Source organism: Anaerostipes stercorihominis, assembly GCF_057535655.1.
Window position 1 is genome coordinate 1 of the sequence record NZ_BAAJCL010000021.1, and the last position, 24,606, is coordinate 24,606.

The 24,606-nt window shown below is 40.3% G+C and carries 23 protein-coding genes and 1 pseudogene; 4 read left to right on the forward strand and 20 right to left on the reverse strand.

Going from position 1 to position 24,606, the window contains the following annotated elements:
* Nucleotides 1–112: 112 nt before the first annotated feature.
* A pseudogene (locus AC27EF_RS13050) lies at nucleotides 113–688 on the forward strand (site-specific integrase); the annotation flags it as partial.
* Nucleotides 689–812: 124 nt separating this feature from the next.
* Here the strand turns inward: AC27EF_RS13050 and AC27EF_RS13055 are convergent.
* Nucleotides 813–2,129: an RHS repeat domain-containing protein gene (locus AC27EF_RS13055; RefSeq protein ID WP_487111204.1), complete on the reverse strand. Its 1,317-nt coding sequence runs from the start codon at nucleotides 2,127–2,129 to the stop codon at nucleotides 813–815.
* A 498-nt stretch (nucleotides 2,130–2,627) separates the two neighbouring features.
* Entirely contained in the window at nucleotides 2,628–4,610 is a 1,983-nt protein-coding gene (locus tag AC27EF_RS13060) for a DNA topoisomerase (protein ID WP_487111205.1), read from the reverse strand.
* A 99-nt stretch (nucleotides 4,611–4,709) separates the two neighbouring features.
* On the opposite strand from AC27EF_RS13060, the gene AC27EF_RS13065 reads away from it, so the two are divergent.
* The gene (locus AC27EF_RS13065) at nucleotides 4,710–5,348 is read left to right on the forward strand and encodes a lactate utilization protein (RefSeq protein WP_487111206.1); all 639 of its coding nucleotides are present in this window, start codon (nucleotides 4,710–4,712) and stop codon (nucleotides 5,346–5,348) included.
* Nucleotides 5,349–5,493: 145 nt separating this feature from the next.
* Nucleotides 5,494–6,387 carry a helix-turn-helix transcriptional regulator gene (locus AC27EF_RS13070; RefSeq protein ID WP_487111207.1) on the forward strand — a complete coding sequence of 298 codons (894 nt, stop codon included), beginning with the start codon at nucleotides 5,494–5,496 and terminating at the stop codon, nucleotides 6,385–6,387.
* 55 nt (nucleotides 6,388–6,442) lie between these two features.
* Here the strand turns inward: AC27EF_RS13070 and AC27EF_RS13075 are convergent, their stop codons facing one another.
* The 16 genes from AC27EF_RS13075 to AC27EF_RS13150 all read right to left on the reverse strand — a co-directional run bounded on the left by AC27EF_RS13075 (nucleotide 6,443) and on the right by AC27EF_RS13150 (nucleotide 22,494).
* On the reverse strand, nucleotides 6,443–6,835 hold the full coding sequence (locus tag AC27EF_RS13075; RefSeq protein ID WP_487111208.1) for a hypothetical protein: 393 nt from the start codon (nucleotides 6,833–6,835) through the stop codon (nucleotides 6,443–6,445).
* Between the two features lie 30 nt (nucleotides 6,836–6,865).
* Nucleotides 6,866–8,359 carry a L,D-transpeptidase gene (locus AC27EF_RS13080; protein ID WP_487111209.1) on the reverse strand — a complete coding sequence of 498 codons (1,494 nt, stop codon included), beginning with the start codon at nucleotides 8,357–8,359 and terminating at the stop codon, nucleotides 6,866–6,868.
* A 41-nt stretch (nucleotides 8,360–8,400) separates the two neighbouring features.
* Nucleotides 8,401–9,636, reverse strand: a complete 1,236-nt coding sequence (glyA, locus tag AC27EF_RS13085) for a serine hydroxymethyltransferase (protein WP_487111210.1) — start codon at nucleotides 9,634–9,636, stop codon at nucleotides 8,401–8,403.
* Between the two features lie 22 nt (nucleotides 9,637–9,658).
* The gene (locus AC27EF_RS13090; RefSeq protein ID WP_487111211.1) at nucleotides 9,659–10,129 is read right to left on the reverse strand and encodes an ACT domain-containing protein; all 471 of its coding nucleotides are present in this window, start codon (nucleotides 10,127–10,129) and stop codon (nucleotides 9,659–9,661) included.
* 1 nt (nucleotide 10,130) lies between these two features.
* A complete protein-coding gene (gene aspS, locus AC27EF_RS13095; protein ID WP_487111212.1) occupies nucleotides 10,131–11,927 on the reverse strand; it encodes an aspartate--tRNA ligase in 1,797 nt (598 codons plus the stop codon).
* A 167-nt stretch (nucleotides 11,928–12,094) separates the two neighbouring features.
* Nucleotides 12,095–12,619 (reverse strand): flavin reductase family protein, encoded by a 525-nt coding sequence (locus AC27EF_RS13100; RefSeq protein ID WP_487111213.1) that lies wholly within the window; start codon nucleotides 12,617–12,619, stop codon nucleotides 12,095–12,097.
* A gap of 80 nt (nucleotides 12,620–12,699) precedes the next feature.
* Nucleotides 12,700–13,950, reverse strand: coding sequence for a histidine--tRNA ligase (gene hisS, locus AC27EF_RS13105; RefSeq protein ID WP_487111214.1), 1,251 nt, complete (start codon nucleotides 13,948–13,950; stop codon nucleotides 12,700–12,702).
* A complete protein-coding gene (locus tag AC27EF_RS13110) occupies nucleotides 13,947–14,561 on the reverse strand; it encodes an HD-GYP domain-containing protein (protein WP_487111215.1) in 615 nt (204 codons plus the stop codon). Before AC27EF_RS13110 ends, hisS begins: the two co-directional genes overlap by 4 nt.
* A gap of 13 nt (nucleotides 14,562–14,574) precedes the next feature.
* Nucleotides 14,575–16,008 carry a coproporphyrinogen dehydrogenase HemZ gene (gene hemZ / locus AC27EF_RS13115; RefSeq protein WP_487111216.1) on the reverse strand — a complete coding sequence of 478 codons (1,434 nt, stop codon included), beginning with the start codon at nucleotides 16,006–16,008 and terminating at the stop codon, nucleotides 14,575–14,577.
* A 6-nt stretch (nucleotides 16,009–16,014) separates the two neighbouring features.
* Nucleotides 16,015–16,671 carry an MBL fold metallo-hydrolase gene (locus AC27EF_RS13120; protein ID WP_487111217.1) on the reverse strand — a complete coding sequence of 219 codons (657 nt, stop codon included), beginning with the start codon at nucleotides 16,669–16,671 and terminating at the stop codon, nucleotides 16,015–16,017.
* Nucleotides 16,672–16,679: 8 nt separating this feature from the next.
* A complete protein-coding gene (locus AC27EF_RS13125; protein WP_487111218.1) occupies nucleotides 16,680–18,962 on the reverse strand; it encodes a RelA/SpoT family protein in 2,283 nt (760 codons plus the stop codon).
* A 22-nt stretch (nucleotides 18,963–18,984) separates the two neighbouring features.
* A complete protein-coding gene (locus AC27EF_RS13130) occupies nucleotides 18,985–19,404 on the reverse strand; it encodes an aspartate carbamoyltransferase regulatory subunit (protein ID WP_487111219.1) in 420 nt (139 codons plus the stop codon).
* Nucleotides 19,394–20,320, reverse strand: a complete 927-nt coding sequence (gene pyrB, locus AC27EF_RS13135) for an aspartate carbamoyltransferase (RefSeq protein WP_487111220.1) — start codon at nucleotides 20,318–20,320, stop codon at nucleotides 19,394–19,396. Before pyrB ends, AC27EF_RS13130 begins: the two co-directional genes overlap by 11 nt.
* 60 nt (nucleotides 20,321–20,380) lie before the next feature.
* Complete coding sequence (locus tag AC27EF_RS13140) at nucleotides 20,381–21,280, reverse strand: DUF2156 domain-containing protein (RefSeq protein ID WP_487111221.1); 900 nt, start codon at nucleotides 21,278–21,280, stop codon at nucleotides 20,381–20,383.
* Nucleotides 21,281–21,401: 121 nt separating this feature from the next.
* Nucleotides 21,402–21,812, reverse strand: a complete 411-nt coding sequence (locus AC27EF_RS13145) for a 23S rRNA (pseudouridine(1915)-N(3))-methyltransferase RlmH (protein ID WP_487111222.1) — start codon at nucleotides 21,810–21,812, stop codon at nucleotides 21,402–21,404.
* 4 nt (nucleotides 21,813–21,816) lie between these two features.
* Nucleotides 21,817–22,494 carry a hypothetical protein gene (locus AC27EF_RS13150; RefSeq protein ID WP_487111223.1) on the reverse strand — a complete coding sequence of 226 codons (678 nt, stop codon included), beginning with the start codon at nucleotides 22,492–22,494 and terminating at the stop codon, nucleotides 21,817–21,819.
* Nucleotides 22,495–22,728: 234 nt separating this feature from the next.
* On the opposite strand from AC27EF_RS13150, the gene rlmH reads away from it, so the two are divergent.
* Nucleotides 22,729–23,181 carry a 23S rRNA (pseudouridine(1915)-N(3))-methyltransferase RlmH gene (gene rlmH, locus AC27EF_RS13155; RefSeq protein ID WP_487111224.1) on the forward strand — a complete coding sequence of 151 codons (453 nt, stop codon included), beginning with the start codon at nucleotides 22,729–22,731 and terminating at the stop codon, nucleotides 23,179–23,181.
* A 37-nt stretch (nucleotides 23,182–23,218) separates the two neighbouring features.
* On the opposite strand, the gene AC27EF_RS13160 is transcribed toward rlmH, so the two are convergent.
* Both AC27EF_RS13160 and AC27EF_RS13165 read right to left on the reverse strand, forming a co-directional pair.
* Entirely contained in the window at nucleotides 23,219–23,635 is a 417-nt protein-coding gene (locus AC27EF_RS13160) for an acyl-CoA thioesterase (RefSeq protein WP_487111225.1), read from the reverse strand.
* A 32-nt stretch (nucleotides 23,636–23,667) separates the two neighbouring features.
* Entirely contained in the window at nucleotides 23,668–24,561 is an 894-nt protein-coding gene (locus tag AC27EF_RS13165) for an MATE family efflux transporter (RefSeq protein ID WP_487111226.1), read from the reverse strand.
* Between the last annotated feature and the right edge of the window lie 45 nt (nucleotides 24,562–24,606).

Consider the following 24,606-nt stretch of genomic DNA (forward strand, 5'->3'; position numbering starts at 1 on the left):
CATGCCTCTTCCTTGAATTCGATACTGTACGTCTGTGCCATAATTCTTCCTCCTGACTTTCTGGATAGATTATACCACTCGTTCTATGTGTCTATCAAATGGGGTATAAGGCAATGTGTATCATAAGTATTTTGATGATGTGCTGATACTGTTAAAGACTGGACTTCGTATCTCGGAACTGTGCGGATTGACAATCATGGACGTTGATTTTAACCATGAGGTTGTGATTATCGACCACCAGTTACTAAAGAGCAAGGAACAAGGCTATTATATTGAAACGCCTAAAACAAAGAGCGGAACAAGGCAAGTACCGTTGAGTGAGGAAACAATCAAAGCATTTCAACGATTGATGAAGAAACGCCCAAAGGCAGAACCATTTGTGATAGACGGACGGGGCAACTTCCTATTTGTCAATCAGAAAGGCAAGCCCAAAGTTGCCATTGATTACAACGCCTTATTTGTCCGTATGGTAAAGAAATACAACAAGCACCATAAGGATAACCCCTTGCCACATATCACACCGCACACGCTACGCCATACGTTCTGTACAAGACTGGCAAGCAAGAACATGAACCCGAAAGATTTACAGTATATCATGGGGCATTCAAATATCAGTATCACAATGAACTGGTACGCTCATGCGTCCATAGATACCGCAAAATCAGAGGTTCAGCGTCTAATTGCATAGAAGTATTTACCACGATTTTAACCACGTTTGATAGCGAAAATATAAGAAGATAGACCTAGATATGTGAGGTTTACCACAAAAGCAAAATGCCCGTAGAGCCGATAAAATAAGGCTTTGCGGACATTTAAGAAGATATAAAAAGATAGTCAAAAAGACATATATAATTTATATAAGAAACATTTGCCAAATTAATTCTTTTTTTATGTTTACTTAATGAAAACCAGTACATTTTCACCGATAATTCCATTGGATAATGCCCACTTGGATCTGTATAGTTCACCGGATTATTGGCACAATACGCATACAAATGCCATGTGTCCGGTTCGTTTGTCTCTCCTCGATAGGTATCCTCTGTTAAGAATCTTCCATCCTCCGGGTTATAATATCTTGCATTTAGATAATACAGCCCTGTGGTACTGTCATAGATACCTCCGGTATAGCAGACTTCATTTCCTGCCTTGTTATCTCCATGGACTGTTGTCTCTCCAAAATCAGTATATTCATAAGAGGCGTCCACGCTTCCATCTTCTTTCATAAGAGTGGTGGTACTTCCCTGGATATCTTTATGATACGTATAATATACAGCGCCCTTTTCCTCATACCGCTGGGTTCCGATGACATTCCCTTCCAGACCGATCAGGTTCTGACCGGTCTGACTGCCGTTTCCGTCTGTCGTATAGGAGACGGTTCCATCCTGATAATAATAATTAATGGTCTGATCTCCCTCGATTTTCTGAATCCTCTGTCCCTCTCCGTTATAAGTATTTCTCTGAATCTGTGCAGTGGTTCCGTCTTTGGTGACAGAGACTTCTTCCAGACGGTTCTCGGCATCATATGCATAGTTGAGTGTCTTTCCGGTCTTCGTACTCTTTACCGCTGTCTGATTTCCATTGGCATCATAAGTATAGTCCTTCACTTCATCGACTGCAAGCCCCTTTGCGGTCGTTGCCCGCTGTATCTGATCCAATCCATTGTAAGTATAGACTGTCTTTTGACTTCCATTATCCTCACTTAAGCGGTTTCCTGCCGCATCATAGGTATAGGTGATGGTTTCTTTCTGATCCTCCTTCCTGTGATCTGTAGTTACGGTTTTGGTCAGACGTCCCTGACTGTCATAAGTATACTCCTTGGTTTGATGGATTTTTTCCTCTTGCTTGGACGGAGCATCGTTTTTCTCCGTTTTTTTAACGATATTAGAATTCTTATCGTATTCATAAGCATAAGATTCCAGAACTTTTTCCGAATCGGAAAGATCAGTATACACCATTGTTTTCACACGGTCAAAGGAATCATAGGTGTAGATTCTCTGGATGGTTTTATCTCCATTTTCCAAAGGATTCTGACAGTCTTTCATCTGACGAATCTTTCCATAGGAATCATAGGCATAGCTTCTTAAGGTCTTTTCCGTTATATTAGTACCGGAGGTTCTTTCTGCCTTCACCGTCTGAAGCCATCCGTTCGCATCATACACATAGCTACAAGACAAATACTTAATAACATCTTTCCATAACTTTTTCGTTTCATTATAATTTTCCTCCCATCTCCTTATGTTCCATCAAATCCGACTTCAAATCAAACAACTATATATATCAACTCATTGATACAATTAGTATAACATTTCATTGTATCAAATCAAGAACAATTTGAGTTTTCGTCAGGCTGCACAATGACTTATTCACACTTTTGTAATCATTTAAAAAACTATTTTTTCACTGGCCGCTGACCCGCGCATTACCGCCATTTCCCCATGTTACATTTTTGATATTTTATTCATAAATTTTTAAAGTTTTTTCGCATTTTCGGCACTTTTTTGTGCCCCTTTTTTCTGTTTTATACAACATGCATAACTATAAGAAAATTTTTTAGATATTTTCCACAAATGTTTAAAAAATCAGGAAAGATCTGTCGATACACAGACTTTTCCTGATTTTCTCTTTCATTATTTGGAGGATTTTTTATAAAACGGTGCGATCTGATCAAAAGATTTTCGGAGCTGGTACTGGAAATTATTCTCTTTTACCACATTTGTTTTTTGCGTCACAAATCGATTTAATTTTTCCATATACTCATCTTCTGTAACAGAGCCCTCCGCTACATAGGTTAATCCTTTTTCCCAGCTTGCCGTTAATGTGGGATTGAGCAGAGATCCAATGGAAACACTCACCACATTTACAATCATCTCTCCGGTCAGCGTCGGAGTCACGATCTGAGTTTTTTTATTCAAAGCAATATATTGGTTGGAAATTAGCTTTTTTACAATCTCAGCGCGGGTTGCGCTGGTTCCGATGCCGCTTCCCTTAATCTGTTCTCTTAAATCTTCATCCTCAATTAACTGTCCGGCATTTTCCATCGCCAGAATTAATGATCCGGAATTATAACGCTTCGGTGGTGTTGTTGTTCCGTCTTTGATCACATGTTCTTTGATCGGCAGCTCCATGCCCTTTTTCAAAGATGAAATAGCTGCAATCTGCTCTGGGGTCAACGGCTCCTCCTTTTTGTTTGACGGAATACCGGTTACTTTCAGATATCCCGGCTCTTTTAATATTTTAAAAGTAGCAAAAAAGGATTCCCCTTTCGTTTTCGTCTCTAATTTCATTTTCAAATATACAGCCGGCGGCATAAAAATACTTAAAAATCTCCGGCAGATCACATCATAGACCTTCTGCCCCATTGGGGAGATCCCGGAAAGATTCCCTACAGCCTGCCCGGTTGGAATAATTGCATAATGATCGGTAATCTTTTTATCATCCACATACTTTGTTTTGGAAAGTCCCTGATAGCTTTTCTGATCAAGGATCTCTGTGACAAATCCCGCCAGCGGTTCATACGCAGACAATCCGCTGATATTTTTCACAATCTCTTTGCTGACTGCCGTAGACAATACTCTTGCATCCGTCCTTGGATACGTCACCAGTTTTTTCTCATACAAATCCTGCACTGTTTTCAGCGTCTCATCCGGACTTAATTTAAACCTTTTAGAGCATTCGTTTTGGAGTTCTGCCAGATTATAAAGCAACGGCGGATTCTTTTTTTCCTGCCGTCTGGAAAAAGATTCCACTACAGTTTTTCCGGATGCGTCAGTCTCTATGTATTTTACAAAAGCCTGTGCTTCCTTTTTCTCTAAAAAACCGTTATCTTTATATAATTTCGGAGACTGGAAATAGGCAGATCCTTTCACCGCCTTCCATTCTGCCTCCACCTGAAACCCCTGACAGTCAAAATGCCCTAAAACACGATAAAATGGTGTTGGTACAAAATTTCGGATTTCCCGTTCTCTCTTCACAATCATTCCCAAAACACAGGTCATAACACGTCCAACAGCCACCACAAGACTTCGTTTCTGATTTAAGTAATTTCCTAAAGTCCATCCATATTTTAAGGTTAACACTCTGGAAAAATTAATTCCCATTAGATAATCTTCCTTTGCACGCAGATAGGCTGCTGCTGCCAGATGGTCATACTCACTTAAGTCTTTTGCTTCTTTTACACCTCTGATAACCTCTTCCTTGGTCTGAGAATCAATCCATACTCTTTTCTTCGTCTTTTGACTGCTCACTTTTGCCTCTTGATCTACCAGCCGGTAGATATATTCTCCCTCGCGCCCGGAGTCTGTACAAACATAAATTGTATCAATATCTTCCCGATTTAACAGGGAAGATACAATATCAAACTGCTTTTTTACAGACGGAATGGTTTCATACTTATAATCATCCGGAATAAACGGCAATGTGTCTAAATCCCATTTTTTAAGCGACGGATCATACTGATCCGGATAAGACATGGTCACAAGATGTCCTACACACCAGGTAATCACCGCCTGATCGCCCTCCATATATCCGTTTCGATTTTTCGCATTTATATTCAATGCCGCCGCAAATTCTCTGGCAACACTTGGTTTTTCTGTAATAAATAATGACTTCAAATCGCTACCTGCTTTCCAAAAACTTTACAAAACATTATAACACAGGACCCGCTGATGTGGTATAATGAATTCAGCCAAAAAGCAGGAAAGGGTGATTTTATGAGTTTAGAAAAAGCGACACAATTAAAGGCAGAAACTATCATTAAGAATCTTGAAAAACGTAATATTCAAGGAATCTACTGCCCTACCAAAAAAGAGGCATTAACCCGGGCATTGTCCTACATAGAAAAAGGATCTGTCGTATCCTGGGGCGGTTCCATGAGCATCCAGGAAATCGGTCTGCGAGATGCAGTGATATCCGGTGATTATCAGGTAATTGACAGGTCTGTGGCAAAAAATTACGAGGAACAGCGGGAGATCTTCTCAAAAGCAGTCCTCGCTGATTACTATCTGATGAGCTCCAATGCCATTACTTTAGATGGAGAGTTAATTAACATCGACGGTACCGGAAACCGCGTTGCCTGTCTTTCCTATGGACCAAAGCATGTCATTATGATTGTCGGCATGAATAAAGTGGTAACGAATGTACCGGACGGTGTAGCAAGAGTCCGCAATATGGCAACACCCCCAAATGTATTGCGCCTCGGTCTTACAACTCCATGTTCTATGACCGGACGGTGCGGAGACTGCTACGGAGACAGCTGTATTTGCAGTCAGATTGTTGTAACCAGACGCCAGAGCGCAGCAATGAAGGACCGAATCAAAGTAATTCTGGTCGGAGAACCCTTAGGTTATTAACTTCCTTTTAAAACCATATCAGAATCTTAGGATTCTGATATGGTTTTTCATTGCATTTTTATCACAATCATAGTAAAATTTACTTAAATTCTTTGTTTTTCGACTTATTTTTATAACATTTTTGATTTTTTGGAGGTTTTTTCCTATGATTGATAAATCAAGTAATACAAAGTCAATTTACTCTCTTCCCCGCCGTCCTTTATCTGCAGATCAGCCCTTTCATATGACAGAACTTCATATGCACAGACTTCCGGGCAACCGTATTTTTCCCCACTGGCATGATGATTTTGAACTTCTCTATATTATTTCCGGAAAGATGGAATTTCATCTCCGACAAAAAGCATATTTGATTTCTGCTGGAGAAGGCCTGTTCTTAAATTCCGGTGAACTTCATTTTCTGCATGCATATCAGTCGTATGACTGCCACTTTGTAATTTACCGAGTCAGTCCTCTGCTGTTTACTCAGACAAGCCAAAGCCCTATTTACAAAAATTATATCCATCCAATGGTATCCAACCCTTCTTTTGGTTTTCTGCCCTTAGTTCCAAGAGTACCATGGCAAAAATATATTTTAGAGACCATGAAAAAAATGATACAGATCTGTGACACGAAAAGTTTTGGATACGAAATCAAGATTCAGCATTTTATCTATGAAATTTTCTATTATATTTTTCAAAATATCCCGGCACAAAAAGAATTAACCCAAAGAGAGCTTCGTGATCTGAAACGAATAAAAGAAGTTCTTTCTTATCTCCATGAAACTTTAAAGGAAAAGCATCGGCTGTCAGATATCGCAGATTTTTGCCATCTAAGCAGCAGTGAATGCTGTCGTCTTTTTCAGAGAAGTTTAAGGCTCAGTCCCATGGAATATTTAAATCAACATAGAATTTTTGAGAGCTTTTCTAAAATTTTAGAACATGAAATGAGTATGGGCACAATCGCAAAAGAAGTCGGCTTCTCAGGAAGCAGCTATTTTTCTGAAATGTTTAAAAAAACCTTAGGGATCACTCCCAGAATGTTTTATAAAACATTCTCTTAATTCCTAAAAAGGCTGCCTGCAATTTCTACAGACAGCCTTCTTGCTTCAAACAATATCATGAATTCTGATCCCATTCGCGAAATGCGATAAACTTCGTCTTCCACAGCAGGGAAAGCGCCGGAACCAGTACCCATGCCAGTTTCGTTTTCTCCTGAACAAAAAATCCCAGATGAAACGCCCCTGCAAACTGCAGAATCAACGCCAGCATATATATTACAATCAAAAAATATGCAACTGCATAGGAAGAATATACTTGCTGCTCCAGTTTCCGACTGAAATAAAAACGATCTGCAGTTAAAGAAATTACAGAAACCACAGCGAGTACCAGATTGATTACCTGATACTTTGCATCGCTTAAATCATTGAAATATGTAAGAATCGCACCTAGAAACAAAAAAATCTGCACATACCACAATAGTTTCTCCTGTTTTTCATATTGAGTTCTCATCTTAAAACCTCTCTCTTCCTTCCGTTATCATTAATAATGGATAAAACATGGATCACCTATTTTTGTCAATCGGTACACTGCTTCCGCATCAGACAGCGTCAAATTGATGCATCCGTGAGAACCTGCAGTTTTATAATAGGTCGGAGACCAGCTTCCCCAATCTCCCCGGCTGCTGTAATGGTATCCTGTTCCGGTCCACATAATTCTTGTCCAGTATCTGGTCGGGACGCTATAATCTGCTCCGGTCAATGTTTTGGTAAGTTTCTTTTCTTTAATATCATAAACGCCGGTTCTTGTAATCCGGTCTGGGGTTGCCTTTCCGGTAATACAATTCGTGCTGAAGACAAGCTTTCCTTTTTTATAAACGTAGACCATCTGTTCTGTCAGATCAACCTCGCTGTAATTTTGTGTATCCCAGTCATTTTCTTTCTTGTTGTAATCCATTCGATAGCCTTTATGACTATATACCGGCTTTAGAGTCGTCAGCAGGGCTTTCTGATTTTCTTCATTTGGTTTCTTCTGGTAGGCTTTGACGTTGCTTTCCTCCGGAGACTTTTTCAAAATCTTCATCGTCTGACTAATTACCTTATCGTAATCAATCCTCCAGCCGTAATCACCACCGCTTACTTTTATCTTTTTCCCGGAGTGGGTTTTAAAAGTACGGGCAATCCCCTGAGTTTTATATTTCAAGCAAAAGTCTTCCAGCCATTTTTCCACGGAAGATTGATTGATTTTCACTGTATGTTTTTTAGTATTGACTTTAATACAGTCTTTCAGGGTTTCCGGTCCCAGAGTTTCCTTTACATTATTTCCCATATCCCATTGAATCCAATGCAGAAGATAATTATTATAAGTCTTCTGCATTTCTTTCAATTCTTTATCATTTTCATACAAGCCCGGTTTTTTGTATACTTCAGGATATGCATCCTGATCTTTAAGATTCAGCGTACCACTCAGAGATTCCACTGCCTGTGCTGCCACAGCTCCAAAAACTTTTGTATTCAGAAGATTCCCTTTGACTTCCTTCTGAATCACTCCGTATTGTTTCTTTTCAGAATATACAATCGTAGCATCCTTAGGTTTTACAATGGAATACTCCTTACTTCCGGTTGTTAACACCGATTTTTTCAAAAGATTCTGCAACTTTTTCTCTGAAAATGTGACTGCAGTTACATTTGTCTTATTTTTCCCGCTAAAGAATGAGGTAATTACACTCTGATTATGTTGTGCATTATAAGCATTCTTTACTTTATCTTCGGAGGTAAAGGCAAGATCAATTTCCTGTCCGGTTATGGTATCTTCTCCCTGATCTCGTCCCTTGATCTTTAGTTGATAAGATGCAATGGAGTCCTTCACTTTTTCAATGGATTCCTCATATTTCATGCCTGAAACATCCACTTTGTTAAAGGTACTTCCCGGATACCAGCGATCCTGATAATATGTATGAACGCCAACAGCAGTCCCGATGATGACAGCTGCGGCGATTCCTCCAATGATTCCCCCCTGTTTTTTTGTAATCCTCATGAAGTTTTCTCCCTCCAAAATGTAAAATCAGCAAATGCCGATTATTCATATAATGGATATTTGTCTGTTAATCCAGTTACCAGCTTCTTCGCTTCTTCCAGCTTCTGATCTAATAAAGTCAAACGGATTGCCTTTGCGATCACTGCCATATCATCCTCTTTTAATCCTCTGGTTGTCACTGCCGGAGTTCCCAGACGAAGTCCGGAAGTCACAAATGGAGATTTTGGATCATTCGGCACTGTGTTTTTATTACAGGTAATATGAACAGAATCTAAAACTTTTTCTGCCTCTTTTCCTGTTAAATCATATTTTTTCAAATCAAGAAGCATCAAATGATTGTCTGTTCCTCCGGAAACAATATCAAATCCTTCCTGAATCAATGCCTGTGCTAAGGCGTCTGCATTTTTAACCACTTGCTGCATATATTTTTTATAGTCATCAGACAACGCTTCTTTAAAGGATACTGCCTTTGCTGCAATCACATGCATTAATGGACCACCCTGAATTCCCGGGAAAATCGCCTTATTAAAGTTATATTTTTCATTGACTTCGTTACTGCAAAGAATCATTCCTCCACGAGGTCCTCTTAATGTTTTATGTGTTGTTGTCGTTGTTACGTGAGCATAAGGAATCGGGCTCTGATGAAGTCCTGCCGCAACCAGACCTGCGATATGTGCCATATCAACCATTAAAACTGCATCCACTTTATCTGCAATCTCGCGGAAACGTTTAAAATCAATCGCTCTTGCATAAGCGCTAGCGCCTGCAATAATCAGTTTTGGTTTGCATTCCAGGGCAATTCTCTCCACTTCATCATAATCGATAAATCCTTCATCATTGACACCATATGGTACACATTTGTAGTTTTTTCCTGACATATTGACCGGACTTCCATGGGTTAAATGTCCGCCGTGATCAAGACTCATTCCCATGTAAGTATCGCCAAGGTCCATCATCGCAAAAAAGACTGCCATATTTGCCTGTGCTCCAGAATGCGGCTGTACATTGGCATACTCGCATCCGAATAATTTTTTTGCACGCTCAATGGCAAGATTTTCCACCACATCGACATACTCGCATCCACCGTAATAACGCTTTCCCGGATATCCTTCTGCATATTTATTGGTCAGATGACTTCCCATTGCCGCCATCACAGCCTTTGATACAAGATTTTCAGAGGCAATCAGTTCCAAATTGGTTCTCTGTCGAGTTAATTCATGTTCCATTGCTTCCGCAATCTCACTGTCATAATTTTTTACTTCACTAAAATCAAACATGGTTCTCTCCTTCTCTTTATTTTTATTCTTGGAACTGCTCTTTCAGCGCTTCCACCGCGCGTTCCACTCGGCTTTCCTTGATTAAAACAGTAATCTTAATTTCAGATGTATAAATCATATGAATATTAATTCCTTTGTTATACAAAGCTTCGAACATTTTTGATGCCGCTCCGCTGTTGGACATCATGCCTGCACCGACGATGGAGACAATCCCCACCTCTTTGTCACTTAAAATTTCTTCATAGTCTGTCTCTGGAAAAGCATTTTTCAGCGTCACAACCGCATGATCCGCATCCTCTTTTGCCACCACAAAAGAAATATCCTTATTATCCCCATGTCCAATGGACTGAAGAATTAATTCCACATTAATTTTTTCATCGGCAATCGCTCCAAATACTTTTGCTGCAATTCCCGGCTGATTCTTAATTCCCTTGATAGCGATCAGCGCCACATCAGAATTGGACTGAACACCGCTGAATAACATTTTCTCCATTTTAATCTTCCTCCTCTGCCTTGGAAAGTGCAATTCCAAGTTCTTCTAATTGTATTTTATCCACAGCTCCCGGAGCCTCCGTCATAAGACACGATGCATCCTTTACTTTCGGAAAAGCAATCACATCACGAATGCTTTCCTCTCCTGTCAACCACATCACCAGACGATCCAAACCATATGCCAGTCCTGCATGAGGCGGAACTCCAAATTGAAAAGCATCCAAGAGGAATCCAAACCGGCTGTGAGCATCCTCTTTCGTAAATCCCAAAGCATCAAACATCTTTTCCTGAATCTCGTTTTGGTGGATACGGATGGATCCTCCTCCAAGTTCTGTACCATTTAAAACAATATCATATGCTTTCGCGCGCACTTGACCCGGTTTTGTATCCAGAAACTCCAAATCTTCCTCAAATGGCATTGTAAACGGATGATGCATTGCAGTATACCGGTTCTGCTCTTCGCTCCACTCCAGGAGAGGAAATTCCGTCACCCACAAAAACTTATATTGAGACCGGTCAATCATATCGTATTGCTTTGCAATGTGTAAACGAAGGTTCCCAAGAACATCAAATACCACCTTGTCCTTATCGGCTGCAAACAAAAGTAAATCTCCTGCCTGTCCTCCCATCGCCCGAATCAGAGACTGCATTTCTTCCTCTTTCATAAATTTCGCAAAAGATGATTTCACACTTCCATCACTTTTTAACTGAATATAAGCCAGCCCTTTGGCGCCAAATTCTTTGGCAAAATCCACAAAAGCATCAATTTTTTTGCGTCCCAAATCTCCAAGTCCGGAGGCATTGAGTCCCCGCACAGAACCGCCCTGTTCCAATGCACCTTTAAATACCATAAAATCACAGCCGGAAACTATTTCTGAAACATTGATTAATTCCATGCCAAAACGCATATCCGGTTTATCAGAGCCAAAACGATCCATTGCTTCCTTATAAGTAAGACGCGGCATCGGAAGTTCCACATCCACATCTAAAACTTCTTTAAAGACTTTTTGCATCAAACGCTCATTGACATCAATGACATCATCTACATCCACAAAAGAAAGTTCCATATCAATCTGCGTAAACTCAGGCTGACGGTCAGCGCGCAAATCTTCATCGCGGAAACATTTCGCAATCTGATAGTAGCGATCAAAACCAGAGCACATCAAAAGCTGTTTAAAAAGCTGAGGTGACTGCGGCAGACCATAAAATTCTCCCGGATGCACACGACTCGGCACCAGGTAATCTCTGGCTCCCTCCGGTGTACTTTTTCCTAAAATCGGGGTTTCAATTTCTAAAAAGCCTTCATCCCCAAGGAAGTTACGAACAATTCTTGTCACGTGATTCCGAATTCGCAGATTTTTCTGAAGATTTGGTCTGCGCAAATCCAGATAACGATATTTTAATCGAAGCTCATCTTTTACCGTCTGATCTGCATCGATTGGAAACGGAGGAGTCTCAGATTCTGATAAGATTCTAAGGTGATGCACCTGAATCTCAATATCACCCGTCTTTAAATTTTCATTGATGGCAGCGCTCCTTTTTTCCACAGTACCCACCGCTGCAATTACAAATTCACTCCTTAAGGAATTTGCTTTCTCATAATCACCTTCCGACAAAGCTTCTTCATCAAATACTAATTGCAAAAGACCGGAACGATCCCTTAAATCGATAAAAATCAGACTTCCTAAGTTTCTTCTTTTCTGTACCCATCCCATAACCGTCACTTCTGTTCCAATCATCTGTCGATTCACTTCTGTACATCGATGGGATCTGGCCAAACCTGACATTGATTCTGCCATGATATTATTTCCTCCTTCATCTTTTCGCTGACAGCAAAGGCAGAATCCTATGAAACGGTTCTGCCTTTTTTATTTACTCGAGTAATGAGCCAAAGCCCAAGTCTTCTTCAAACCTTTGCCAATGCCGTGAACATGCTCTGCTTTACAAAGCAGACTTCCCCGCATGTTTATGCGTCCGTTCTCACAAGAATCTGTTCAATCTCTGCTGCATAAAGTACATGATAATCTTTATCCGGATACCACTGAGCATCCAAAGATTCCTGTGTTTCTACAAAGCCAGCCGGATCCATCGGCTGCGTATATAACTTCTTACAAATGAAAACAATTTTTGCCTCTTCAAAAAACGGAATTCCATTGGCATCTGTTGGCGTCAGACGGGTTTTTGCAATCTTATCCTCATCTCTGCCTGACACACTTCCTAAATAACTTAGGTCCTTTTTAAAGGTATCGTCATAAAATGACAGGGTAAATGATTCAGACTGATCCACAAATTCCTTTGTATATCTTTGGGGTCTTAGTACAATGACCGCAACATTTTTCCCCCACATTACGCCGAAACCGCCCCAGGACGCAGTCATGGTATTTACCTTTCCTTCCTGATTTTTTGCGGTAACAAGCATCCATTCTTTTCCAATTAAGCGAAATGCGCTCTGATCAAACTCTTCCGGAGCCACAATTGTATATTCACTCATGCGTTGTTATCTCCTTTCTTATGAATCTTTACTTATTATATATGATTTTTCTTTAAATGTCACCACTAAGAGGATGATTCTCATTTTTCTTTGAGATATCGATCCACCTGATCCAGAGAAACAACGGCAGACTCCCCTGTTTCCATGTATTTTACCGTTGCCTCATTTTTGAGAAGTTCATCCTCTCCAATGATCATTGTATTTTTTGCATGGATTTTATTTGCATATTTCATCTGCGCTTTTACACTTCGTCCAAGATAATCGGTCTCTACGACAAAACCTTTGGAACGCAGCTGCGTCACAATTTGATATGCCTTCGCTTTTGCTTTATGACCGAGAATCCCCACATACAGATCCAGATCTCTGGTGCACGGAAGTTCTACTTTTTCCTCATCCAGAAAGTATAAAATTCTCTCAACACCCATTCCAAATCCAACCGATGGCTCGGAAACTTTCCCGTCAATTTCATGAACAAGATTATCATAACGCCCGCCTCCGCATAGAGTAAACCCGTCCTGATTCACAAACTCAAATACTGTTTTCGTATAATAATCCAATCCCCGCACAATTTCTGTATCAACTTCGTAAGGAATTTTCAGTTCATCCAAAAGCTCCTTTAATTCCTCAAAATGCGCTCTGCATTCTTCATCTAAATAATCAATCGTTCTTGGAGCATTCTTTACAATTTTTTTACATTCCGGCACTTTACAGTCAATCACGCGCAGAGGATTTTTCTTCATACGCTCTCTGCAAGTCGGACAAAGCTGATCCTCATAATTCTTTAAATATGTCACCAAAGCCTCGTTGTATTCTTTCCGGCATGTTTCGCATCCGATACTGTTAATATGGAGTTTTGCATCTTGAAGTCCGATTTTTTTAATAAAAGACGACACTAAAGTAATTAATTCTATCTCTGCCAACGGACTCTCTGCCCCGACAAATTCCACTCCAAACTGGTGATGCTGCCGCAGACGTCCGCTTTGAGGTTTTTCATATCGAAATGCCGGCGTGACATAAAATAGTTTGATTGGCTGAGGATCGTTTGCCATTCCATGTTCCAAATATGCGCGAATTGCCCCGGCAGTTCCCTCCGGCTTTAATGTGATGCTTCTGTTTCCTCGATCTTCAAATGTATACATTTCTTTCTGTACAACATCTGTTGTCTCCCCAACGCCTCTTTGAAATAAAACAGTATGCTCAAATACCGGTGTAATAATTTCGTGAATATTATAGGATGCACACAATTCTCGAAACGCCTGTTCTAAATATGTGCGTTGATCCATTTCTTTTCCAAACCAGTCCTTGGTTCCTCTCGGTGCTTGTGTAATCATGATTTTTCCTCCTCAAACTCATCCAAATTTCCTTTTTCAATCAAACTTTCCATTGCCTGAGAAAATGCAACCCTCTGAAAGGCAAGGAACACTTTCATATCAAAATTTTTTACATCATCAATCATCACATCCAATGCAGTCTCCACATCAAATCCCTCTCGATAATCTCGATTGGAAATCAGCGCTCCAAAAATATCACATACATGCATAATCCTTCCGGCTAACGGTATTTCTTTCCCCACCAAATGATGAGGATATCCTGTTCCGTCATAATGTTCATGATGATACAATACGGCATCAAGAACAGCCTGCCGATATCCGCAATCTACCAAAATCGCATAAGCGATTGCCGGATGCATGCGCATATACCGCTTTTCATCCACGGCAAGAATTTCTTTTTCCTTTTCATTCATATAAAAACTCAGTCGGACTTTTCCAAGATCATGGAGCAATCCCGCAACTGCAAGATCATAGCAGGTTTCTTTATCAAGCTCCAATTCCCTGCCCACCAGGTAAGCCAGATTACTAACAATGATTCCATGACTGATTGTTTCTCGAAGATCCGCCTGAATGGGCGTTTCAATATCTGTTCTTCCATAACGGACTGCCATAACAAAACTCCTATCATCTGCTCATCTTTAATTCTTTTCTCTGAATAATTTCATCAATTCGTTTGATATATTGTCTGACATCTTTTAAATTCTCAATGCGGTCTACCAAAGGTTTTCCCTGATGGACAATTTTTGATGAAGTCCCTGCACCAACTGCTATAATATCATGTAATTCCTCCATAATCAAAATATTATAGAGACATTCTTTCTTTTCTTTGGCATACCCGACATTTTCCAAATTCCCTGGAATATTTTTCTGACGATATAAATAATATGGTTCCATCTCCATATCTTTTGCACATTGGCTGGCATATGTAATCATTCCATTATCCGCCCCAAAGCAATAAAATTCTTTCTGGCGGTTCAGCCCGGAAGAACGTTTCAGCGCCAAAGCGTGCACTGTCAGACTTTCGGGGTTCAGTTTTTTGATTTCCTCATAGGTGTGAGTCAATTCTGCCATTCCTTCTCCCGGCAGACCGCAGATCGTATCCATATTAATATTATCAAATCCCAGCTCTCTTGCCAGATAAAATTTCTCTTTTACCTCTGCTGCACAATGGCTGCGGCCAATCAAAGCCAGAGTTTTATCATTCATAGTTTGCGGGTTAATACTGATTCTTGTAATTCCGTACTCCTTCAATATCCGCAGTTTTTCTGCATCCAGGCTGTCCGGGCGTCCTGCCTCAACAGTAATCTCGCGGATTTTCGAGAACGGAAATCTTTGCTCCAGCTGCTCCAAAAGATAAGCCAGCTGCCGACTGTTCAGAGATGTGGGCGTTCCGCCTCCGATATATAAAGTCTGAAGCTCTCTGCTGCCATAGGATCGCTTCACAAAATCAAGCTCCGCACACAGAGCTTGTAAATATTTTTCAACCAGATCTTTGTGAGACTCTATGGAATAAGAGGTAAAAGAGCAATAAAGACAGGTACTGGGACAAAAAGGAATCCCAACATACAGGCTATATCCTTTTTTATACGGCACAGTGTTCAAAAGTGCTCTCTCTTTCTCCACCACTTCGGTACAAAGAACTGCTTTTTCTTTTGCGGTAAGATATTCTTTTTCAAATTTTTCTATAATTTCAGGAGCTGTCTGTTGGTGATTCCATCCATCAAAAGCAATTTTTGTCGGACGAATCCCCGTAAGAGTTCCCCACGGCAGCTGTTTCTTAAGAGCTTCTGAAAGTACGCGATAGATTCCCCTTTTCATTCGGTTCTTAAATTGTTTCTTATTTTCATAATCCCCACAGAGCACCGTTTCATTGATCGCTGCACCTTTCTGATAGAGCTTTATCGTCACCTTCTGATCATCATAAGAAACCTCCAGAATAAAATCATAGATAGAATCAACGCGGCTCGTCAATTCTATCTTCTCTCCCAGCATAAATGCTAATATTAAACTCCGAATATCGTATTCATAAATCGTTTTATTTTGAATCAGACCGATCATAAAAAGCTATTGCAGAAACGGATTGCTTCTGCTTTCCTCCTCTATGGTCGTCGGAGGCGTATGCCCGGAAAAAACTTTCGTCCACGGAGGAAGTGCGAACAGCTTCGTGCGAATCCCCGCCAGTAATGCGCTCAAATCCCCTGTTGGAAAGTCCGTTCTTCCAATGCTTCTTTGAAAAAGAGTATCTCCTGAGATCAGCCATCCATAGTCTGCAAAATAATAGCAGACGCCACCTTTGGTATGCCCGGGAACATGGATACATTTCATTTTCGTTCCAAGAATTTCAACTTCTTCCCCATCTTTCACAAGACAATTTGCTTTCAAAGAAAGGTTCCATCCCATCATAGAGGATAAATTCAGATTTGGATCTGCCAATACCTCCGCCTCATCTTCATGAAGATAAATTTTAAGTTCCGGCTTTTTCTCCAGAAGATAAGGGAGCGCCATAATATGATCAAAATGCCCGTGCGTCAGACAGACTGCCGTAAGATTGAGCTGATTTTGCCTGAAATATTGCCAGATCCGCTCTCCCTCATCTCCCGGATCAAAGATGATTGCCTCTTTTGTCTCCGTATTTTTTATAATATAACTGTTGGTCTGCATCTGACCCAGACACATCATTTCCAATTCCAATGGCCTGTCAAGCTTTAATGTTTCTTTCATTTTCTCACCTATCCTGCTGTTCTCTCAATGTCAATCACGCCCTCAACATTTCGGATTTTTGCAATAATGCGATTTAACTGCTCCACTCCCGTAATATCAAAAGACATACTTAACGTTGCCCTTCCCTTTTTATTATTTGAAACGTTGATTGTAATAATATCAATATCAAGCTCCAGAAAAATTCTGGATACATCCGCCAAAAGTCCTTTCCGGTTATTGGCATAAATATTAATCTCTGTTGTATACGTCTGATTTGTATCTTCTTCACGAACCTGCCATTCTGCCTCAATCAGCCGCTGCCGATCGGACTCCGGCATGCTCAGAAGATTCACACAGTCTGTCCGGTGAATGGAAATACCCCGTCCCCGTGTAATGAATCCTACAATTTCATCTCCCGGAACCGGATTACAGCATTTTGAAAAGCGCACTGCCACATCATCGGCTCCTCGTACAACGATGCCGCCTTTTGATTTCTCATCCTTCTTCTTCTCCTGCGGAACTGCTTCCTGTGTCTTTTTTAAAATCTGTTCGTCCGTCACCTGCTGCTTCTTATGCTTTCGGTCTTCCTCCAGCATTTTATTAACAACCTGGCCTTCTTTTAAACCTCCGTGACCTACCGCCGCACAGACAGCATCCCAATCTTTAAATCCATATTTTAATTCTACTTTTTTAATATATTCCGGCTTCATAAGATCTGACAGCCGAATGCTCTTGCCTTTACAATATTTTTCCAAAAGCTCTTTGCCCCGGACAATATTCTCTTCTTTAAACTGTCGTTTAAACCACTGGTTAATTTTGCTTCTCGCCTGAGCAGATTTGACAATATTCAGCCAGTCGCGGCTTGGTCCTTTGGAGTTTTGTGAAGTAATAATTTCCACCCGGTCTCCGTTTTGTAAATGATAATCAAATGGAACCTGCCTTCCATTGACTCTTGCCCCAATCATTTTATTGCCCACCGCACTGTGAATGGCATAAGCAAAATCAATCGGGGTAGATCCGTTTGCAAGATTCTTCACGTCACCATTCGGGGTAAAACAGTATACTTGCTCTGCAAACAGGTCCAGATTGGTTTTTAAAAGGCTTAAAAATTCTTTATTATCATCCATATCCCGCTGCCATTCCAGAACCTCTCGAAGCCAGCTTAATTTTTCTTCTTCTTTATTTACTCCTTTGGTATTCCTATCTTCTTTATATTTCCAGTGAGCCGCAATACCATATTCAGCGACACGATGCATTTCAAATGTTCGGATCTGAATTTCAAAAGGATGTCCTTCCGGTCCGATCAGCGTCGTGTGCAGTGATTGATACATATTGGGTTTCGGCATTGCGATATAATCTTTGAATCTTCCCGGAATCGGTTTATACATTTCATGGATAATTCCCAAAGCCGCATAACAATCTTTTACTGTATCCACTTTAATTCTCACAGCAAATAAATCGTAAATCTGATCAATGGTCTTGTTTTGATTTACCATTTTTTTATAAATGCTGAACATATGCTTTACACGGCCGTCAATCTCTGCCTGAATCCCAGCCCTTTGAATATGCCCCCGGACTTCCTCTACAATCTCTTTGATAAAGGCCTCCCGCTCATCCTTGGCAGAATCAAGAGACCGCTCCAGCTCTTTATAGACTTCCGGTTTTAAATATCGAAGGGAAAGATCATCCAACTCTACTTTGATCTTGGAAATTCCAAGCCGATGTGCAATCGGAGCATAAATGTCCATTGTTTCTCTGGATTTTTCTTTTTGTTTCTCCGGACGCATAAACTGCATCGTCCGCATATTGTGCAGACGATCCGCCAGTTTAATTAAAATTACACGAATATCCTTCGCCATAGCCAGAAACATTTTGCGCAAATTTTCTGCCTGAACTTCTATTTTATCTTTGGAATAGCTTAATTGCCCGAGCTTTGTGACTCCGTCTACCAGACATGCTACTTCCTCTCCAAATTCTCTGACAAGTCCTTCATGGGTTGCCTCGGTATCCTCCACAACGTCATGAAGCAGCCCTGCCATGATAGTCTCTTTATCCAGTTCAAGCTCTGCTAGGATAATGGCAACACAAATAGGATGAATAATATATGGTTCTCCCGACTTTCGCTTTTGCCCGTCATGAGCTTTAAAAGCTATCTGATAAGCCTTCTTCACGGCTTCCACATCTTCTTCATCATAAATATTTTGCATGGTAGTAATCAGCTGTTGCCTTAATTCCTCCGGCGGAGTAAAACTTTCCGGACTGCTGATATCCTTTTTCACACGATTCATATTTGTTCTGCCTTCCTGTTTCATGGATACCTCTTGTTTCTAACCTCTATTTTTTCAGCTTGGATTCACAATAAATACAGCGGTAAATCTGATTTTCTTTATCCGCCAAACGAAATACATGGTCAATCTCCTGCTCTACGGATGTAATACATCTTGGATTTTTGCATTTGGCAATGTTAATAATGGTCTCTGGCAGTTCCACTTTATGTTTTGATTTCACACCGCCATTTTCAATCATACAAACCGTTACATCCGGATCAATATAACCTAACACATCAAAATTCACTTCAAAATTATCCGAAATTTTGATAATATCTTTTTTCCCCATCTTATTGCTTTTCACATTTTTGATGATCGCAACACTGCAGTCCAGACGATCGAGCCCAAGACTTTGATAAATATCCATTCCCCTGCCTGCTGTAATATGGTCCAGCACAATTCCATTTTTAATGCTATCAATATTCATTTGCTTTCACCCCCAGCAATTCCATAATCAACGCCATTCTTACATGCTTTCCATTTAAAACCTGTCGAAAATAGCACGCCCGCGGATCTTGATCCACCTGTATAGAAATCTCATTTACACGCGGAAGCGGGTGAAGAATGGATAAATCTTTCTTTGCATTCTTTAATTTATCCATATCAAGAATATAACTGTCTTTTAGTCTTATATAGTCAGCTTCGTTGAAAAAACGTTCTCTCTGGACACGAGTCATATAGATCACATCCAGTTCCGGCATCACATCCTCCATCTTCTCTACCTGTCGAAAAGCAATCCCTTTTTTCTCAAAAACATCTTTTTTTAAATATTCCGGAATCTGAAGCTCCTCCGGAGAAATCATAATATATTGAATATTTTCATATCTGGATAACGCTTTAATCAGGGAATGTACGGTCCTTCCAAACTTTAAATCTCCGCAAAATCCAATGGTAAAATTATGAAGACGCCCTTTTTCTCTTCGGATTGTCAGCAAATCCGTCAATGTCTGCGTAGGATGATTGTGCCCCCCGTCCCCGGCATTGATTATCGGAATACCGGCATATTTGGATGCCACCATCGGCGCGCCTTCCTTTGGATGGCGCATTGCAATGATATCTGCATAACAGGCAACGGCCCTCGCAGTATCGGCAACGCTCTCTCCCTTCGATGCGGAAGAGGAATCCGCCGAAGAAAATCCAAGAACATTTCCTCCCAATTCCAGCATTGCAGCCTCAAAACTCAGCCGTGTTCTCGTGCTTGGCTCAAAGAATAACGTTGCCAGTTTTTTATGTCTGCACACATCCTGATATTTCTCAGGATTTTTGGAAATATCATCCGCAAGATTTAACAAACCGTCAATGTCCTCTACACTTAGATCCATAGGATCTATCAAATGTTTCATAACAATGTTCCTCCTAATTGCTTATCCTTATTCCAATTCTACATTTTTCGACAGTTAGTGTCAATTCTTTACTTCTGATTTTAAACGAAGAAACCCTTTTTCTTCCATAAATACGGGACGATAAGACATTTTAGCTCTGCGAAGTCCTTCTTCCCCCAAATCTTCTTCGCGGTTTACATAGCGAAACCCTTCCATCTCATGCAGCACAAACTGCTGATTGATCATCGGATAAGCTCCCTGGATTTCAGGAAACGCCTTTTCAATGTGAACTACAAAGGTATCCGGATTCAGAGCCGGCTCGCCAATGGAAAATGCTACAATTTTCCCATCGGCTCTTAAAACGCCTCCCACAAGTCCAAGCTCTTTATAATAGATCAGACTGTTTTTGGATACACAAATTTCTTCATGCTTCTCCAAATCTTGCGGATCACAATTGGCAAGCTTCCATTCCATCAGCATTGCTAGGGTCTCCAACTGATTTTCATCGGAAAGCTTTTCATAGGACCACTGATGGTTATCCTCAAAGCGGTGGATATGGTTTCTCTTTCCATGCAGTTTTTTTCCGCTCAGAGTCGCAAGCTTTTCTCGATCGTAAATATAATCTGCCTCGTCGCGATCATATTCAATTTCATAGATTTCTCCAAACATTTTCAGGAATTCCTCTTCCATTTCATGTGTCACGCCGTGAAGTACAAATGGAACTCCCTGCTTTTTACATTCTTTCATCAAACATTCTAAAACTTTTTTCTTGTCTCCCTTTCCCATAGGAAACGAAAAAGAACCGCCTTCTTCTTCGGTATGTGCAACAAACAGTCCGTCGATAATCGCATACGTCATATCATAAAACCGGTTCCATAAAATAATATTCGCGGTATTAAAATCACAGCTTCTCGTAGAATCCTGTGTCAAATAATAATCTAATTCCTCTTTGTCTTCCAAAGTCGGTGTTTTAAATTCCATTTTACTACTCCTTATTTTCATCAGTCATGAAGGAACCTCTCTCTTATCCATTTTCCTGTTCCTCATTATATCATCTCGATCAATTCTCTTCCATTTTCTTTTTTGATACAAAATATTTGGTTTATTTATGATAAGGCTGACAATTTAAAATCCTATATGCCCGGTAAATCTGTTCTAACAAAATAACCGAAGTCAAGGACCCATTTTGACAAAAGGATGACACATGAAATTTTTCCATTTGATAAGAATCAAAATCTCCAATATAAAAATAAACTTTGGATTCGCCTACAACTGAAAGATCACTGATCATCTCTGCAAACTCCTCACTCTTCTTACTGTCACGCCCCGGCGTTACATAAAAATGTTTTCCGGGCTGCGACATTACTCTCTCCAACTTCTTTTGATTTTTCTGATAAAACACGGAAACTTTTGCATAAGCGCTCAGTCGTTTTAAATACTCTTCTATTGCCTGCTGATACATGTTAGGATCCTGTGTTTTTTTCTGAAAAAGATAGATTTCAAATCTCATCATAAGCCTAATGATCCTCTAAAAATTCTTTCAGCTGACGGTCTGCCCGAATCGCTCTTTCATACCTTTTATTGACTCTGCGAATGAGCGATCTGACCTCCCTGCTGTTTTGACTTTGTTTTTTGGCATTTTCTATATTCTTTGTATCCCGCTTATCATTATTGCAGATACGAAATGAATTTCCGGATTTCACTACATAATAAGCCGTCATACCAGGGGCTGGCGTTTTGATATTTTTTATCTTCATCTGGTATGTAACATAGACAAGATAAGAATTCTGATCTGCTCCCCGCTGTGTCAAATAATCAAGATCCTGATATTCTTCCACATAATTTCTCATACTTTGATACCGCTGCGTCATCTCCTGCTGATCTTCCACCATTGTTTTAAGTTTTGCCAAATCATGTTTTTGCAAATACGCATAATATGTTTCCACAAAATTTTGAGCAGCCTGTGCACGAGCCCTTTCGTCTTCTGATATGCCCTTGTCCAAATCCGAAGTTTCCTGAACTGCTTTCGACGAAATTTCCTGATCTTTTGTATCCTGATTCTCTTTAAAAATCTTTTCATTGGTAAGCTTTGCCGTATATGCCTGATCCAGTTTCCGATAAGCAAAAAAGCATGCCCCAAGAAACAAAATCCAGCTTAATACCATCAAAATCACTGTTGATCTTCTAAGCTTCAATGTCATTCCTCCAATTTTTATCAATATAGCTACAGATTCCTTTTATTATACCTTATCGGGCGTGCTCCGTCCAGTGCGAAGCACGATGTTTTTGCGAGCGCCCCGGAGAGTATGATAAAGTCCTTGAAAAATGGCTGGTAATTAGACATTCAATTTGGCAAATATTCGTAAATATTGTAGAATAAGAAAAAAGAAATATCGCTGATTTATCAAAACAACGAACGGAGAGGGTCTATGAGAATTCAAATTATTTGCGTTGGAAAATTAAAAGAAACATATCTAAAAGAATTGATCAAATATTATTCAGACATCTTAACGAGAAAAATATCTTTCCAGATCATTGAAGTGGCAGATGAAAGAATACCGGACAACGCCAGTGAAAAAGAAGAACAAAAAATTAAAGAGACAGAGGGGAAAAGAATTCTTGCAAAGCTTCCTACGGATGGCATGATCATACCACTGTGTATCGAAGGATGTTCTTATTCCACAGAACAATTTCAAAAGAAATGGAACCAATGGAAGCAAGAAAGTATCCCCAACGTCACTTTTATCATCGGAGGGTCTCTTGGTCTGTCCCAAGAGGTCATTTCCTGCGGAAATCTAAAACTCAGCTTCAGTCATATGACCTTCCCCCATCAGCTTATGCGATTGATTTTAGTTGAACAAATCAGTCTTCTTGCAATATAGGAATTTGAAAGTTAAAGTGACTTTGTCCGCTTTATCTTTAGAAATCGCTGTTCAGCGCCGCTTCAAACATCCGGTAAATTTCCGGATGTTCTTTTTTTACATTGAATGGTTTCAAGTCTTTGCCCACCATCCCGTGAGTCGTTTTTCCCTCAGCGATGACTTCCCCATCGCGAATCACTCGATAAGAAAACTCCAGACGAACCGGCGTCAATTTTGTCAGAAAGACATGAACCTCCAGCTGATCTTCATAAAATGCAGCCTTTTTATATTTACATTCCAGTCCGGTCAGCGGAGTGATGATACCTGCCTTTTCAACATCGGTGTATGTAATTCCTGTTTTTTTAATAAACTCCGTTCTTGCAACTTCAAACCAAATGGGATAGTTGCTATGATGGGCAATTCCCATCTGATCTGTTTCTGCATATCGGACTTCAATCATTGAAATACCTTCCATCACTGCCTCCTGCATTTTCTTTCTATTGTAATCTATTGGAGTTTTTCTGTCAAAGCTTCCTTCTCCTTCGCATTAGCCCTCTGTCCGATCAACGTTCGATAAAGCACCCAGGCAAACACTGCCGTTACAATTTCCGCAATCCAAAAACTATGCCAGACGCCTTGAACTCCCAGCGCCATACTCAAAAGATATGCTGTCGGAACAATGACCACTACATAACGAAGCAACGAGATCAAAAATGACTGAATTCCCTTTCCAAGAGCTTCAAATGCTCCCGCGGAAACAACAGATACGGCAGATGCGGCAAAACCAATACAAATGAAGCGAAGTGCTTTGGCTCCTTCTTCCAACGTCTCCGGATTCTGGGTGAATAATCCCATCAAATTCTGGGGCCAGGCAAGACAAATGCCAGTTCCGACAACCATAATCCCAGCGACAATGCAAAAGCTTGTTCCGTAAATCTTTTTTACCCTCTGAAATTCTTTTGCTCCGTAATTATAACTCATCAGAGGACGCATTCCCTGAATCATACCATTTGCCGTCAAATACAAAAACGTTTGAAGCTTATAATAGACGCCTAAAACAACAACATACGTCTCACCAAAAGAAGCAAGTATTCCATTCAAGGCTGACACCAGAAATGATGGCAGCGCCATATTCAGCGTTGCAGGAATACCGATCGCATAAAGTTGAAAGCCACACCGCTTTTCTAATTTCCAATATTTTTTTTGAACTTTCACATGAATCGGCCGCAGAAAATATACAACCAGATAAATAATAAGAGCACTTGTCTGTCCAATCCCGGTTGCCAGCGCAGCTCCCTGAATTCCCATCTTCGGAAACGGACCCAATCCGAAAATCAGAACAGGATCTAAAATAATATTTAAGACGCATCCGGTCATCAAACTTATCATTGTAATAACCATTTTCCCCACCTGGTCCTATGTCAAGAAAAAGTACAAATGAAATGT